This window comes from Actinoallomurus sp. CA-142502 (assembly GCF_050936355.1).
Classification (GTDB): domain Bacteria; phylum Actinomycetota; class Actinomycetes; order Streptosporangiales; family Streptosporangiaceae; genus Actinoallomurus; species Actinoallomurus iriomotensis.
Map to the genome: position 1 here is coordinate 10271170 of NZ_JBNJMY010000001.1, position 13797 is coordinate 10284966.

The 13797-nt window shown below is 71.8% G+C and carries 12 protein-coding genes; 7 read left to right on the top strand and 5 right to left on the bottom strand.

Going from position 1 to position 13797, the window contains the following annotated elements; all coding sequences use genetic code 11:
* Positions 1–34: 34 nt before the first annotated feature.
* The gene (locus tag ACQEV1_RS48180; RefSeq protein WP_433404463.1) at positions 35–1423 is read left to right on the top strand and encodes an MFS transporter; all 1389 of its coding nucleotides are present in this window, start codon (positions 35–37) and stop codon (positions 1421–1423) included.
* The gene (locus tag ACQEV1_RS48185; protein ID WP_285625862.1) at positions 1420–1752 is read left to right on the top strand and encodes a nuclear transport factor 2 family protein; all 333 of its coding nucleotides are present in this window, start codon (positions 1420–1422) and stop codon (positions 1750–1752) included. The genes ACQEV1_RS48180 and ACQEV1_RS48185 overlap by 4 nt, the downstream gene beginning before the upstream one ends.
* Before the next feature lie 47 nt (positions 1753–1799).
* Here the strand turns inward: ACQEV1_RS48185 and ACQEV1_RS48190 are convergent, their stop codons facing one another.
* On the bottom strand, positions 1800–2501 hold the full coding sequence (locus ACQEV1_RS48190) for a response regulator (RefSeq protein ID WP_285625859.1): 702 nt from the start codon (positions 2499–2501) through the stop codon (positions 1800–1802).
* A gap of 149 nt (positions 2502–2650) precedes the next feature.
* The gene (hpf, locus tag ACQEV1_RS48195; RefSeq protein ID WP_285625855.1) at positions 2651–3313 is read right to left on the bottom strand and encodes a ribosome hibernation-promoting factor, HPF/YfiA family; all 663 of its coding nucleotides are present in this window, start codon (positions 3311–3313) and stop codon (positions 2651–2653) included.
* Positions 3314–4084: 771 nt separating this feature from the next.
* Between hpf and ACQEV1_RS48200 the strand changes: the two genes are divergently transcribed.
* On the top strand, positions 4085–5347 hold the full coding sequence (locus tag ACQEV1_RS48200; protein ID WP_433404467.1) for a phosphoribosyltransferase family protein: 1263 nt from the start codon (positions 4085–4087) through the stop codon (positions 5345–5347).
* A 114-nt stretch (positions 5348–5461) separates the two neighbouring features.
* Here ACQEV1_RS48200 and ACQEV1_RS48205 read toward each other — a convergent pair whose 3' ends face one another.
* The 3 genes from ACQEV1_RS48205 to mtrA form a co-directional block, all read right to left on the bottom strand.
* Positions 5462–7204, bottom strand: a complete 1743-nt coding sequence (locus tag ACQEV1_RS48205) for an LpqB family beta-propeller domain-containing protein (RefSeq protein ID WP_285625853.1) — start codon at positions 7202–7204, stop codon at positions 5462–5464.
* Positions 7201–8751 (bottom strand): MtrAB system histidine kinase MtrB, encoded by a 1551-nt coding sequence (gene mtrB, locus ACQEV1_RS48210; RefSeq protein ID WP_433406136.1) that lies wholly within the window; start codon positions 8749–8751, stop codon positions 7201–7203. The genes ACQEV1_RS48205 and mtrB overlap by 4 nt, the downstream gene beginning before the upstream one ends.
* 85 nt (positions 8752–8836) lie before the next feature.
* On the bottom strand, positions 8837–9514 hold the full coding sequence (gene mtrA / locus ACQEV1_RS48215) for an MtrAB system response regulator MtrA (protein ID WP_285579099.1): 678 nt from the start codon (positions 9512–9514) through the stop codon (positions 8837–8839).
* Between the two features lie 293 nt (positions 9515–9807).
* Between mtrA and ACQEV1_RS48220 the strand changes: the two genes are divergently transcribed.
* The 4 genes from ACQEV1_RS48220 (at position 9808) to ACQEV1_RS48235 (ending at position 13791) form a co-directional block, all read left to right on the top strand.
* Positions 9808–10956 (top strand): DUF7544 domain-containing protein, encoded by a 1149-nt coding sequence (locus ACQEV1_RS48220; protein ID WP_285625850.1) that lies wholly within the window; start codon positions 9808–9810, stop codon positions 10954–10956.
* Complete coding sequence (locus ACQEV1_RS48225; RefSeq protein WP_285625847.1) at positions 10944–11603, top strand: DUF4129 domain-containing protein; 660 nt, start codon at positions 10944–10946, stop codon at positions 11601–11603. Before ACQEV1_RS48220 ends, ACQEV1_RS48225 begins: the two co-directional genes overlap by 13 nt.
* Positions 11600–12787: a DUF4350 domain-containing protein gene (locus ACQEV1_RS48230; RefSeq protein WP_285625845.1), complete on the top strand. Its 1188-nt coding sequence runs from the start codon at positions 11600–11602 to the stop codon at positions 12785–12787. Before ACQEV1_RS48225 ends, ACQEV1_RS48230 begins: the two co-directional genes overlap by 4 nt.
* 77 nt (positions 12788–12864) lie before the next feature.
* The gene (locus ACQEV1_RS48235; RefSeq protein ID WP_433406138.1) at positions 12865–13791 is read left to right on the top strand and encodes an AAA family ATPase; all 927 of its coding nucleotides are present in this window, start codon (positions 12865–12867) and stop codon (positions 13789–13791) included.
* Positions 13792–13797 lie beyond the last annotated feature (6 nt).

The following is a 13797-nucleotide window of genomic DNA, read 5'->3' on the forward strand; positions in this document are numbered from 1 at the left end:
GGCGTGTAGTAAATCAACGGCATGTAGGTGACGCATGGAACGGAACCGGCTACGCCTTGGGCTGCTGGCGTTGACGCAGCTCATCGTGGCTCTCGACTACAACATCGTGTATGTGGCGCTGCCCGGCATCGAGCACGCGCTGGGCTTCAGCCCGTCCTCCGTGCAGTGGGTGGTCAGCGCGTACTCCGTCGGACTCGGCGGGCTGATGCTGTTCGGCGGACGTGCCGTGGACCGACTCGGTCCACGCCGGATGTTCGTCACCGGACTGGCGCTGTACGGCGTCGCCTCCCTGGCGGGAGGCCTGGCCTCCGGCCCCGGGCCGCTGATCGCCGCCCGTGCGGTCCAGGGTGCGGGCGGAGCCCTGCTGACTCCCGCGACGCTCACGCTCATCTACCGGGGGTTCACCGAGGGCCCCGCGCGCAACCGCGCGCTGGGCGCCTGGGGCATGGCGGGCAGCGCCGGACTGGCCACCGGTTCCCTGCTCGGCGGGGTGCTGACCAACTACCTGGGCTGGGAATGGGTGTTCTTCGTCAACGTGCCCCTGGTGCTGGGCTGTGTCCTGGCCGCGCCGCGGCTGCTGCCCGCCGACCCGGACCGTACGCCCGGCGGGTTCGACGTGCCGGGGGCGGTCCTGGCCACCGTGGGCTCGGCGCTGCTGGTGTTCGGCCTGGCCAGCGGCCCGGACGCCGGATGGCGATCGCCCCGCGGCGCCGGATCGCTGGCCGCGGGCGCGCTCCTGCTCGCGCTGCTGCTGGTGGTGGAGGCCCGCACCCGCGACCCGCTCATCCCGCTACGGCTCGCGCGGGGCCGCTCCCTCGCCACCACCATGGTCGTGATCGGCCTGTTCCAGGGAACGCTCGGCGGCGGCTACTACATCCTCACCTCCTACCTCCAGCCCGTCCTCGGTTACAGCTCGCTGAAGGCGGGACTCACGTTCCTGCCGCTCACGCTGATCTGCATGCTCGCCGCACTGAAGGTCACCCCGCCCCTGCTCGGCCGCTGGGGTATCCGCACCACACTCGTCGTCTCGATGGCCGGGACCGGCGCCGGCATCGCCGTCCTGGTCGCCGGCACGACGGCAAACGGCGGCTTCTGGACCCTGCTGCCCGGCAGCGTCGTCTGGGGCCTGTTCGGCGGCGTCGCCTTCGTCGCACTGTTCGCCTCCGCCGGATCCGGCATCGCACCCCACCAGCAGGGCGTCGCGTCCGGCCTGGCCAGCACCGCCAAGGAACTCGGCGGCGCGCTGGGCCTGGCCGTCTTCGTCGCGCTCGCCACCGGCTCAACCCATCTGCTGCACGGCCTGCACGTCGCCGGATGGACGGCCGCGGCCGTCACCGCCGCCGGCGGCCTGACCGCACTCGCCCTCGCCCGCCCCACACCCGACGCAGAACCGTCCCGCCCCCTCGAAGGAGCCCAGAAGTGAGCACCACCGACCTGATCAGCAAGTACCTCGACATCTGGAACGAACGAGACGCCACGGCCCGCGAGGCGCTGATGGAGTCCGTCCTCACCCAGGACTCGGTCTACATCGACCCCGACTACGCCGGCGTGCGCGGACACGCGGAACTCTCGGCGACCATCGGCCGGGCTCAGCAGAACTTCGGCGACCTGCGGTTCGCCCTGGGGACGGTGATCGGAGCCCACCACGACCGGGCGCTCTTCACGTGGCGGCTGGGCACGGTCGCCACCGGCTACGACATCGTCGAGTTCGCCGGGGACCGCATCCGCAGCGTCGTCGGCTTCTTCACGTGAACCCTGGGACGACTCCGTCCGCGCTCCTCATGCTCCCGTCGAGCCGCTCAGCTGATTTCGAGCAGTTTCTCCCGTACCGCGTACACGACGGCTTCCATCCGGGAATGGAGCTGGAGTTTTTCCAGAATGTTCCGAATGTGGTTCTTGACGGTGTTCTCCGAAATGAACAGCTCTTTGGCGATCTCGCGGTTGCCGAGCCCCCGCGCGACCAGGCGCAGGACCTCCATCTCGCGGTCGGTCAGCTTCGGCGCGGGCACCTGCTGCTGGCGCTCGTCACCGCGCTTGGCCATGGCCGCGAACTCGGTGATCAGCTTGGAGGCCATCGACGGGCTGATGAACGACTGACCGTCGTGCACCGCGCGCACGACGTCGGCGACCTCGTCGATCGAGACGTCCTTCAGCAGGTAGCCGGTGGCGCCCGCCTTGATCGCCTCGAAGAGGTCCTCCTCCTCGTCGCTGATGGTCAGCATCACGATCTTGACGCTGGGCACCTGGTCCTTGATGGCCGTGCACGCCTCGATGCCGCCGCGGCGCGGCATCCGGATGTCCATGAGCACGACGTCCGGAACGAGGTCGCTCACCTGCTCGACGGCCTCCTGACCGTCGCCGCACTGACCGACGACCTCGACGCCGTCCTCGTCGTCGAGGACCATCTCGAGACCGCGGCGGAACAGGGCGTGATCGTCGACGATGAGGACGCGGATGGGGTCACCGGCCGCGGGGTCACGACTCTGCGGAGTCTCGCTCAACTCCTCCTCCAAACGGTGCGCCGGCCCATGGGGATCGTGGGCGTAATCGCGGGGGTGAGACTTATATGACCGTGTGGTCCCAGGCGGTTCCTCGCCGGAACCGCCTGGGACCAGATTGGTCGAGGTGGTGGCGCCGCGCAAGCGCGGCGTCACTCCTCGATAAGACGGATCACTCCATAATCCCAGCCCCGTCGCCGGTAAACGACACTTGGACGGCCGCTCTCCTTGTCACGGAAGAGATAGAAATCGTGGCCGACCAGTTCCATCTCGAATAGTGCCTGGTCAATGGTCATCGGATCCGCTTTGTGCGCCTTTTCGCGCAGAACGACCGGACCGTCGCCTTCCATCGCGATCGGCACGATGCCCTCGGGTTCGGGCGGGGCGTACGCGTCGCGCGCCTCCTCCTCCGCCGACGTACGTACGGGCTCCTCGGCCTGCGACGTGACCGAGAGCGCCTCGGGCTCGGGCGCGAGCGCGTCCGCGAGCCGGGCGCGGCCGTGGCCGCCGTGGTGGACCTTGCGGCGGTCGCACGAGCGACGCAGGCGGTTCTCCAGCTTGCCGAGGGCCATGTCGAGGGCGGCGTAGCGATCGTCCGCCGCGGCCTCGGCCCTGATCACAGGGCCGCGGGAGACGATGGTGAGCTCGATCCGCTCACGGGTGTCGGCCTGGCGGGGGTTGTGTTCTTCGGAGACCTCCACGTCGACCCGGATGACCTTGGGATCCAGCTTCTCGACCTTGCCGAGCTTGGTGTCCACATGCCGACGGAAGCGATCGTTGACGTCCGTGTGGCGCCCCTTCACGATGATGTCCATGGGGGACCCCCTCCTCCCGGTCTTCAAGAGCACCCGGCACGGGGCAGCCGGGCTCGATGCTCTCTGTCCTCACACTGTCTTCACATCTTGGCCACCGTGACGTAGAGGAAACACCCGCCCGGCCGACCTGGTCTTCGTCCCCACATCCGCCTGCTGAGGGTCTCGCAGCGCTCTCGCCACTACTCCCCTTCTCCCGGTCCGGAGGACATCTGATCCCCCGGCGGGGCAGGACTTACCTCTAAGCCGCACCGTGATCGGTCGACGAGAAGTCGCCTTACGTGGGCCGTTTAGCCTGCGGCTGGCATCGGCTTGCCGGGCCGGTTGAGACTCGGCGCAACCACGGACCCGGGCGGGTGTCATGTCAGGAACGCTAACCCCTTACGCCATGAATGTCAGGTGGGGATCCCCAGAAAAACCACGGATAGTCATCGCCACCCCGAGTTTCGGCCCGGCCGGCGGGTCGCGTCAGGCCTGGCGGAGGGGCGAAACGGCGACCCGGCGCGCCTCCGCCACCACCTGCGCGAGGCCTTGAGACGGCCGGTTCCGATCTCGCTCGACGCGAACACCCGGTCGCCCGGCGTGTGCGCCGCCGCGAACGGCGGACAGGCGATAACCCGCTACCGCCGGTAGCCGCAGGGGCGAGATGGCGCCACGCCCGGCTTCGGCGTGTCGTCGCACCTCGTGGGCCTTGTTCTTTCGCGGGCGCGAAGTTATCCACAGGGTGTGGACGGGGCTGGCATGTCGTGAGGGGAGGGGGCAGGGTCGGGTGACATGAAGCTTCTCGCCGCGTTCCTCGATCTGATCCTTCCCCAGCCGTGCGCGGGCTGCGGCGGCCCCGGCGGGCTCGTGTGCCCGGCCTGCGAAGACCATCTCGCCGGCCCCGCCCGGCTGTGCCTGCCGAGCCCCGTCCCCGAGGGGCTGCCGCCCCCGTTCGCCGTCGCGCCATACGCGGGCCCGGTCCGCCGTCTGATCATCGCGCACAAGGAACGCGGCTTGTCCGGCCTGGCGCGGCCTCTGGGGGCCGCTCTCGCCCGCGCCGCCACGAGGGCCGCCGCCCCAGGGGAGCCGCTTCTACTCGTCCCTGTGCCCTCCTCAAGGGCGTCGGTACGCCGCCGAGGCCACGACCCGACCCTGCGCATCGCCCAGGAGGCAGCGAAGCATGCCTCGAGGCTGACGGCAGGACAGGCAACGGGACGGACGACATACGAGACGGAGCCCCACCCCACCGCCCGAACGAGCGACGTCTCCACCGGAGCGCGGGATGCCCGCGACACCGACCCGGCACGGAACACCCGGCCTGCTGATCCGCGGAAGGCCCGCCCCACCGGTCCAGTGGGGAAGGCCCGTCCCACCGGTCCTGGATGGGAGACCGACCCCGCAGCCCCGATGCGGGACGCCCACCCCGCCGACCCGGCATGGGACGCCCGCCTCGGCGATGCCACGTCGGACGGCCGCCCTACCGATCCGGCACGGGACGCCCACCCCACCGACCCGACATGGGACGCCCGCCTCGGCGATGCCACGTCGGACGCCCGCCCTACCAATCCGGCACGGGACGCCCCGACATGGGACGCCCGCCCCGCCGACCCGACGTGGGACGCCCGCCCTGGCGATCCGGCGTGGAACGCCTACCCCGTCGGTCCAGATTGGGAGGCCCGCCTTGGCGATCCAGCATGGGACGCCCGCCCTACCGACCCGCTGTGGGGGGCCGACCCCGCCGAGCTGACGCGGGGCGCCCGCTTTGGTGGTGGGGCGGGGATCGTGTGCGTGCGGGCGCTACGGCATCGGCGTCGCGTGGCGGATCAGGCCGGTCTGTCTGCCATGGACCGCGCCCTGAACCTCACCGGAGCCATGGAGTCCCGCCTGGACCTGGGGGGCCGGCGAGTGATCGTCGTGGACGACGTGATCACCACGGGCGCGACCCTCGCCGAAGCGGCCCGAGCCTTACGCGCGGCGGGTGCCGACGTACGAGCGAGCGCCGTCATCGCGGCCACGCAACGGCACTCGGGACAGGAGGGAGATCAGCGACGGTAGGCCAACCGGTCAGCAGCGACGCGCAGGCCGGCCGAAGCAGACCCCACCGCCTCAGCGGCCATGCGCGTCAGCGCGTCAGCGCGTACGGCCCACCATCTCAGCGGGGTCGGCGGGTCAGCCTGGGTATGCCGGGGCCGACGTGCGGTCGTAGCACTTCCACTCGCCGTACTTGTCGCTGAGCCAGCACACGTTGTCCAACGGCTGGGGGCTCGACACATGCTGTGCGACGAGCAGTGGGGCACCCGGGTATGCGGCCACGGCCTTCATGTCGCCGCCCGGGCCCACCATCGGCTGGATGGTGCCGCCGCCGACCGGCACGTCGTAGAGCAGGGGCGACGGGTTGCTGTCCGTCGCGCCGATGACCGCCAGGTGGTCGGCGTCGCGCCAGGTCAGGTCGAGGGCGGCGGACAGGTCCGAGTTGATCGCGATGAAGCCCTCCGCCTGCAGGCCGCCCGTCGGGGCCCGGTCCACGCGGCCGAGCTGCACCTGGGAGACCTGGCCCATCTGGACGATCGCGGCGGCTCGGGTGCCGTCTCGGGAGATGCGCAGGGCGCGGACCGGGTACGGCGCGAGGGTCCAGCCGTCGACGGCGATCTTCGTCGTGCCGCTGGTGATCTCCCACAGGCGGGATCCGTGGGAGTTCGACTCGACCGCCCAGACGTTCCCGCGCGAGTCCCACGACGGCTTGCAGAACCGGCCGCCCGCCAGCTTGGCGTGCAGGACGACCCGGGTCGCGCCCGTCGTCATGTCGGTCACCGTCACCGTGTCGCCGGACTTGCTCACGGCGGCGACCTGCCGCGCGTCGTAGGAGATCGCCGGCTGGGACACGCGGAGCTTGGGCAGCAGCACCTGCGGTACTGAGGAGTCGAGCCTGGCCAGCCGGCCGTCGGCGGTGCGCACCCAGCCGCGCGGCGCGTCGCCCTGGCCGTCCGGGTTGTAGCCGCTCCAGACGCTCGCCGACTGCACCGTGCCGCCGACGCCGGGGACCTGCACCGGTTTGCCCTCGATCTCCAGTTTCAGCTGGTCGACCTCCCGGAGCTGCCGCAGCGTCCACATCAGCTGGATCGACATGTTGCGCAGGTCGCCCGAGCGCGCCTGGCGGCTCAGATCGACCGTCGCGACGCCGCCGGAGATGTCCAGCCGCCGCAGCTGGGTGCCGCCGGGGAAATCGGTGCGGACGCCGGCGCCCCGCAGCCACGTCGTCGGGCCGCCGAGCAGCTGTTTCACGAGCTGCTGCGACAGCCACGTCCGGTTGACCATCGGGATGAAAACGGGGTTCGGCACCAGTGCCTTGACCTGCGGGTCCGGTGAGAAGAAGTACAGGTCGAGCGTGCGGAAGGCGCGGTTCACGTCGTTGCGGCTCAGCAGGAGCTCCTGCGGCAGCCAGCTGATCCGCCACTGTTTCTGCGCGTCCTGCCGGAGCTGGTACGTCGCCTTGAAACGGTGGGAGTCGGCGATGTACTGCCCGTCCGAGCCGATCCTGCCGAGCTGGTCGACCTCGACGGTCACCGACGCGTGCGCGCCGCCGATCTGGACCGACGTCTGTTCCATCCGGTCGTAGACCACGGTGGAGATGCCGGGCTGCCAGCATCCGCCGCAGGCCAGATACTCGCGGGCCACCTTGTGGTCGCCGTTCGGGCCGTCGAAGCTGCCCGACGCGGCCTGGAAGGCGGTAATGATCTTGCCCGGGTCCCAGTCGCGGCCGGGGCCGACGGGGATGACGCGGACGTACGGGTCGTCGATCGGCTGCTGGTGGTTCGTGATCCGGCCGCCGATCACCTGGCTTCCCGAAGGAACGCTCGCGCATCCCGCGACCGCGCACAGCACGACCGTCACCAGCGCGAGCCCCCGCCTCATGCGTCCGCTTCCAGCTTGAGCTCGGCGTACGGGGCGCGGCGGAGTTCGACCTCCGGGGGTACGAGGGGCAGCGGCGAGCCGCGCAACTCGGCGCCCGCCACCCGCGGCAGCGACAGGCGGAACTGGCATCCCTGGTCGGGCTCGCCCCACGCCTGGAGCCAGCCGCCGTGCAGGCGGGCGTCCTCCTTGGAGATCGACAGGCCGAGGCCCGTGCCGCCGGTGGTGCGGGCGCGGGCGGGGTCGGCGCGCCAGAAGCGGTCGAAGACCATGTGGGCCTCGCCCGGCCGCAGGCCGCATCCGTGGTCGCGGACCGCGATGGCCACGGCGTCGCGGTCGGCCGCCACGCTCACCACGATGTCCTTGCCCTCACCGTGCTCGACCGCGTTGACCAGCAGGTTTCGCAGGATGCGCTCGACGCGGCGGCGGTCGACCTCGGCCATGGTCGCCTCGCCCGGCAGCTGCTGGACGATCTTGCTGCCCTTGCGTTCGGCGAGGTCCTCGGTGTCGCCGACGGCGCGCAGGACCAGTTCGCGTACGTCGATCGACTCGGCGTCCAGGGTGGCGGCGCCCGCGTCGTACCGGCTGATCTCCAGCAGGTCGGCGAGCAGGCCCTCGAAGCGTTCGAGCTGGCTCTGCAGGAGCTCGGCCGACCGCGACGTCAGCGGGTCGAAGTCCTCGCGGGCCTCGTACAGCACGTCGGCGGCGATCCGGATCGTCGTGAGCGGCGTGCGCAGCTCGTGGGAGACGTCCGAGACGAACTGGCGCTGGACCTTCGACAGCTCCTCGAGCTGGACGATCTTCTCCTGGAGGTTCGCCGCCATGTCGTTGAACGAGGTCGCGAGCCGCGCGAGGTCGTCCTCGCCGCGGACCTTCATGCGTTCTTCGAGCCGCCCGGCGGCGAGGCGTTCGGCCGACTGGGCCGCGAGCCGTACGGGGATGACGACCTGGCGGGTCACCAGGGAGGCGATCGCGGCGAGCAGCAGCATCAGGGCCGCGCCGACGCCGAACAGCGTGCGCTGCACGACCACGAGGCTCTGCCGCTCCTGGTTCAGCGGGAACAGGTAGTAGATCTGGTAGGCGTTGACCTTGGCGCCGACGATCAGGCCGGCCGTCGAGGTGCCGTCGTCGTAGCTCAGCCGGCCGTACGTGCGGTACGGGTTGCTGGCGGGCGCCCGCTCCACCTGGAGCCGCAGGCGGGCGGGCACGCTGTCGGGCTTGATCGCGTTGCTGGAGAAGCCGTTGATGCCCGGGTCGCGGTCGTCGATGAGGATGACCTCGTACAGGCCCGCCGTGCCGCTGCGGCGGGCCAGTGTGGTGACCACGTCGTTGAGCGTCTCCGGGTCGCTCGGACCGGTGGCGAGCCGCCCCTGGGCGATGCCGACGCCGTCGTCGAGCTGGAGCAGCGCGGCGCGTTCCTTGGCCTCCAGCAGAGCGTTGGTGATCTGCTGCATGAGGAACACCCCGAGCACCGCCACGACGATGGCCGACACGACCAGCGTCGTGGTGACCACCCGCACGCGGATCGAGCGCCGCCAGCGCGCCTGCATCGCGCCCAGCGCGGCTCGGGCGAGACGGCGGATCACACTCAGGCCGCGGCGGGTCGACGCCTTCAGGGGGATCCGCACGGCCGGACTAGGCCGGGCCGGCCTTGTAGCCGACCCCGCGTACGGTGACGACGATCTCCGGATGCTCGGGGTCTTTTTCGATCTTGGCCCGGAGCCGCTGGACGTGCACGTTGACGAGCCGGGTGTCGGCCGCGTGGCGGTAGCCCCAGACCTGCTCGAGCAGGACCTCGCGGGTGAAGACCTGGCGCGGCTTGCGAGCCAGCGCCACCAGCAGGTCGAACTCCAGCGGAGTGAGCGGGATGTGTCGATCGCCCCGCTTGACCGAATGACCGGCGACATCGATCGCGATGTCGCCGATCTGCAGCAGCTCGGGCGTCGGGTCGTCGGTGCGGCGGAGCCGGGCGCGGACGCGCGCCACCAGCTCCTTGGGCTTGAACGGCTTGACGATGTAGTCGTCGGCACCCGATTCGAGGCCGAGAACGACGTCGACCGTGTCGCTCTTGGCGGTCAGCATCACGATCGGCACCCCGGCCTCGGCCCGGATCTGGCGGCACACGTCGATGCCGTCGATGCCGGGAAGCATGAGATCGAGCAGCACGAGATCGGGACGGGTCTCCCGGAACGCCTCGAGCGCCTTGTCGCCGTCGTGCACGAACGAGGGCTCGAAGCCCTCTCCCCGCAGCACGATGCCGAGCATCTCGGCCAGAGCAAGGTCGTCGTCGACGACCAGCACGCGTCCTTTCATGTACCCTCATCGCCGGAGTTGTAAGAGGTGGTCCCCCCAAGCAGGCCAAGGTTACCTCTGATCCCTCGTGTGGCGACCCCTCGCGCGGTGACGATCGCCGTTACCGGCGCGACCGGCGAGCGCGGCGCCACTGCCGGTCCGTCGGGGGGATCGATCCGGTGCAGTGATTCCGCGTCCCCATTTTGCCCCATTGACGCCCGATTCCAGGGAGTCCTCCCGCGCGATCACGCGGAACTGTTCAGCGTGGCAGGATGGCCCGTATCGACAGGGGGACACAGCGTGGAGGGGGCAGGGTGACCGACCCGGGGGCCTGGGCGACGCCGGGCTCCGGCGCGCCCCCGGCCGACCACCCCGCGCCCCCGGCGCCCGAGCCGGCCGCCGACGAGCCCGAGCTGGAGACCGAGATCCCGCTGCGCCCGCTCGGCGTCTCGGAGATCCTCGACGGAGCGGTCACCTACATCCGCCGCAACCCTCGCGCCACGCTCGGCATGTCGGCGGTGATGACGACCGCCGTCGAGGTCGTCGTCACGCTGGCCCAGTACTTCCTCATCGGCGCCCAGGCCCGTACCGAGATCACGCCGGGCTCGGTCGAGAAGTCGGTGGGCTGGGCGTTCGTCATCGCGGCCGGCAGCCTGCTCCTCACCGCGTACGTCGTGCTGCTGCTGTCCGGGCTGCTCGCGCCGGTCATGGCGCGGACGCTGCTGGGCCGCCCCACCTCCCTCGGCCAGGCCTGGCGCGCCGTACGGCCCTGCCTGGGACGCCTGTTCGGCGCGGCCACCGCGGTCATCGTGGCGGTGTTCCTGGCGCTGGCGATCCCGCTCACCCCGATGGTGGCCTCGGTCGCGGCCGACGCTCCCGTCGGCGTGCAGGCCCTCGCCTGGATCCTCGGTACGCCGGTCGCCTTCGTGGCGATGGTGGCGGCGTATGTCTGGTTCGCCCTCAGCACGCCCATCCTCGTGATGGAGCGCCGCGGGGTGATCGCCTCGCTGCGCCGGTCCGCGGAGATGGTGCGCGGGCGCTGGTGGCGCACGTTCGGCATCCTGTTCCTCGCCCTGCTGATCACGGTGCTGGCCGAATTCGTCGTCATCCCGGCGCCGTTCACCGTCGTGGTGGAGATCGTGGCGGGCGTCCATCCCTCACCGGGCGGCGGGCTCCTCGTCGCCCTGCTGGCCGTGAGCGCGGTCGGCCGGATCGTCGCCGGCACCCTGGTCAACCCGTTCAACGCCGGGGTGATCGCTTTCGTGTACGCCGACCGGCGCATGCGGCGGGAGGCGTTCGACCTGGAGTTGCAGATGCGATCGCCGGAGGACCCGCTCGCCGCGTGGCTGCCCGGCCCGCTCACCGCCGCGGGCTCCGGCCCGCAGCCGAAGGTGCGGCGCGGCGCCGTTCCGTGGACGGCGCCCGTGCCGCCTCCGCCTCCCCCGCCGGGATGGCCACGGTGATCCTCAACGCCCCCGCACCGCCCGTCGGCCGCGACGCGGCGCGCGAGCTCGCCCGCCGCGAGCTGAACAAGCCGATCTACCACCGCGACGAGCCGTCGTTCCTCGACCGGATCATCAACAAGATCAACGACTGGCTGAGCCGCCTGTTCGACCACACGCCGGGCGAGCACGCCGGCAGCGGCTGGGGCTGGACGGCGCTGGTCGTGCTCGTGGTCGTGCTGATCCTGGTGGCCGCCGCGATCTGGTGGCGCGTCGGCAACCTGCGCCGCAGCGCGGCCGAACGCACGGGCCTGCTCGACGACACCCACACCACCGCCGAGGACCACCGCACCGCCGCCGAACGCCACGCGGCCGCCGGCGAGTGGCCCGAGGCCATCCGCGAACGCCTGCGCGCCATCGCCCGCGACCTCGAAGAACGCGTCATCGTCGAGCCTCGCCCCGGCCGTACCGCCGACGAGCTGGCGGCCGAGGCGGGCGCCGCGCTGCCCGACCACGCCGAAGAACTCGCCGCGGGCGTACGGACCTTCGACGACGTCTGGTACGGCGGACGCCAGGGTGACGCCGAGGGTTACCAGCGGCTCGTCGACCTCGACCGGCGGGTGCGGGCGGCGCGCCCGGCGCCGCTCGTCTCCGGGAGCACCACGTGACCGCGGTCCAGACGGCGCCCCCGGCCGCGCCCGAGACCGCGCGGCAGGTCGCGCACCGGCGCTGGCGGCGCTCGCGCGGCATCCTGATCGTCCTGCTGGCGCTGGTCATCATCGGCGTGGTGCTCGCCGCGCTGCGGCCCAAGGTCCGCGCGGAGTACCTCGACCCCGACTCGCCGGGACAGCAGGGCGCCCGCGCGCTCGTCGAGATCACCCGGCAGCACGGCACCCCGGTGACCGTGGCGCGCAGCGTGTCCGCGGCGGCCGGCGCGGTGAACTCCAACCCCGACACCCTCCTGGTGATCGCGCGGTCGGAGCGGCTGACCTCCACCGACCTGGCCACCCTGCGCGCCCTGCCCGGCGACCGGCTGCTGCTGGAGCCGTCCGGCGACGCGCTCGAGGCGCTCGCGCCCGGCGTCGAGACCGACGGCGTCACCTCGGGCACGATCTCCCCCGCCTGCCCGCTGCCCGCCGCGGCCGACGCCGGCTCGATCGACCTCATCGGCGGTCAGGTCTACCGGGCCCCCGCCGGCGCGACGCAGTGCTACCTCGGGGACGGGCGGCCGAGTCTGGTCCAGCTGCCGGTGGGCGGCGCGAACGTCACGGTGATCGGATCCGGCGGCCCGTTCACCAACGAACGCCTCACCGACGCGGGCGACGCCGCGCTCGGCATGAACCTCCTCGGCTCCCGCTCGAACGTGGTCTGGCTGCTGCCGGCCCCGCCGCCGCCCGGCGCCGGCGGGCAGAAGTCGTTCACCGAGCTGGTCCCGTTCGGCGTGAAGCTCGCCGTGCTGCAGGCGGTGATCGCGGTGGTGCTGGTCGCGCTGTGGCGGGCACGCCGGCTGGGTCCGGTCGTGGTCGAGCCGCTGCCCGTGGTGGTCCGCTCCGCGGAGGCGGTCGAGGGACGGGCCCGGCTGTACCGCTCGCGCGGGGCCGGTGACCGCGCGGCCATGGCGCTGCGCGCCGGGGCGCTCGAACGCCTCACCGCCCTGCTCGGCATGCCGAAGAGCGCCGCCTCCGACCCGGCGATGGCGAACGAGATCGTCGCCGGCATCGCGGCGCACACGGGAGAGCCGCAAGCCGCCATCGGCGCGGCGCTGTACGGTCCTCCACCAATGGACGACGCCGAGCTGGTCCGGCTCTCCGGCTACCTCGACGAACTCGAAAGGCAGGTTCGCAGCTCGTGACGGAGCGACAGGGATCTGACATCTACGGCATCGAGCCGTCGGACGACGTGCCGGCGCAGGACACCCGTGCCGCGCTGATGGCGCTGCGGACCGAGGTCGCCAAGGCGGTCGTCGGGCAGGACGCCGTGGTGACCGGCCTGGTCATCGCCCTGCTGTCCCGCGGGCACGTCCTGCTCGAAGGGGTGCCGGGCGTCGCCAAGACGCTGCTCATCCGCACTCTGGCGCAGGCGCTGGAGCTCGACTTCAAACGCGTGCAGTTCACTCCCGACCTGATGCCGGGTGACGTCACGGGCTCGCTCGTGTACGACAACCGGACGTCGGAGTTCGAGTTCCGCGAGGGGCCGGTCTTCACCAACCTCCTGCTCGCCGACGAGATCAACCGCACGCCGCCCAAGACCCAGGCGTCGCTGCTGGAGTCGATGGAGGAACGGCAGGTGTCGGTGGAGGGCGTACCGCGCCCGCTGCCCGACCCGTTCGTGGTGTGCGCCACGCAGAACCCGATCGAGTACGAGGGCACCTACCCGCTGCCCGAGGCACAGCTCGACCGGTTCCTGCTGAAGCTGACCGTGCCGGTGCCCTCGCGGGAGGACGAGATCGCCGTACTCCAGCGGCACGCCTCCGGCTTCGACCCGCGCGACCTGGACGCCGCCGGGGTCAAGCCCGTCGCCGGCCCGGCCGACCTGGCGGCCGGGCGCGACGCCGTACGCCGCATCCGGGTCGACCCGAAGGTCAGCGGTTACGTCGTCGACCTGTGCCGGGCCACGCGGCAGTCGCCCTCTCTCCAGCTCGGCGTCTCCCCCCGCGGCGCGACCGCGCTGCTCGCGACGGCACGGGCGTGGGCGTGGCTGTCGGGCCGCGACTACGTGCGCCCGGACGACGTGAAGGCCCTCGCCCGCCCGACGCTCCGGCACCGCGTGCAGCTGCGGCCCGAGGCCGAGCTGGAGGGCGCGACGACCGACGGCGTGCTCGACGGCGTGCTCACCACCGTCCCCGCGCCCCGTTGAGGAGCG

What these genes read in the sequence shown, in the direction of transcription:
- ACQEV1_RS48180 (WP_433404463.1), top strand. Translation starts at nt 35, where the DNA reads ATGGAACGGAACCGGCTACGCCTTGGGCTGCTGGCGTTGACGCAGCTC.
- hpf (WP_285625855.1), bottom strand. Translation starts at nt 3,313, where the DNA reads ATGGACATCATCGTGAAGGGGCGCCACACGGACGTCAACGATCGCTTC.
- ACQEV1_RS48200 (WP_433404467.1), top strand. Translation starts at nt 4,085, where the DNA reads ATGAAGCTTCTCGCCGCGTTCCTCGATCTGATCCTTCCCCAGCCGTGC.
- ACQEV1_RS48205 (WP_285625853.1), bottom strand. Translation starts at nt 7,204, where the DNA reads ATGAGGCGGGGGCTCGCGCTGGTGACGGTCGTGCTGTGCGCGGTCGCG.
- mtrB (WP_433406136.1), bottom strand. Translation starts at nt 8,751, where the DNA reads ATGCAGGCGCGCTGGCGGCGCTCGATCCGCGTGCGGGTGGTCACCACG.
- mtrA (WP_285579099.1), bottom strand. Translation starts at nt 9,514, where the DNA reads ATGAAAGGACGCGTGCTGGTCGTCGACGACGACCTTGCTCTGGCCGAG.
- ACQEV1_RS48225 (WP_285625847.1), top strand. Translation starts at nt 10,944, where the DNA reads ATGGCCACGGTGATCCTCAACGCCCCCGCACCGCCCGTCGGCCGCGAC.
- ACQEV1_RS48235 (WP_433406138.1), top strand. Translation starts at nt 12,865, where the DNA reads ATGGCGCTGCGGACCGAGGTCGCCAAGGCGGTCGTCGGGCAGGACGCC.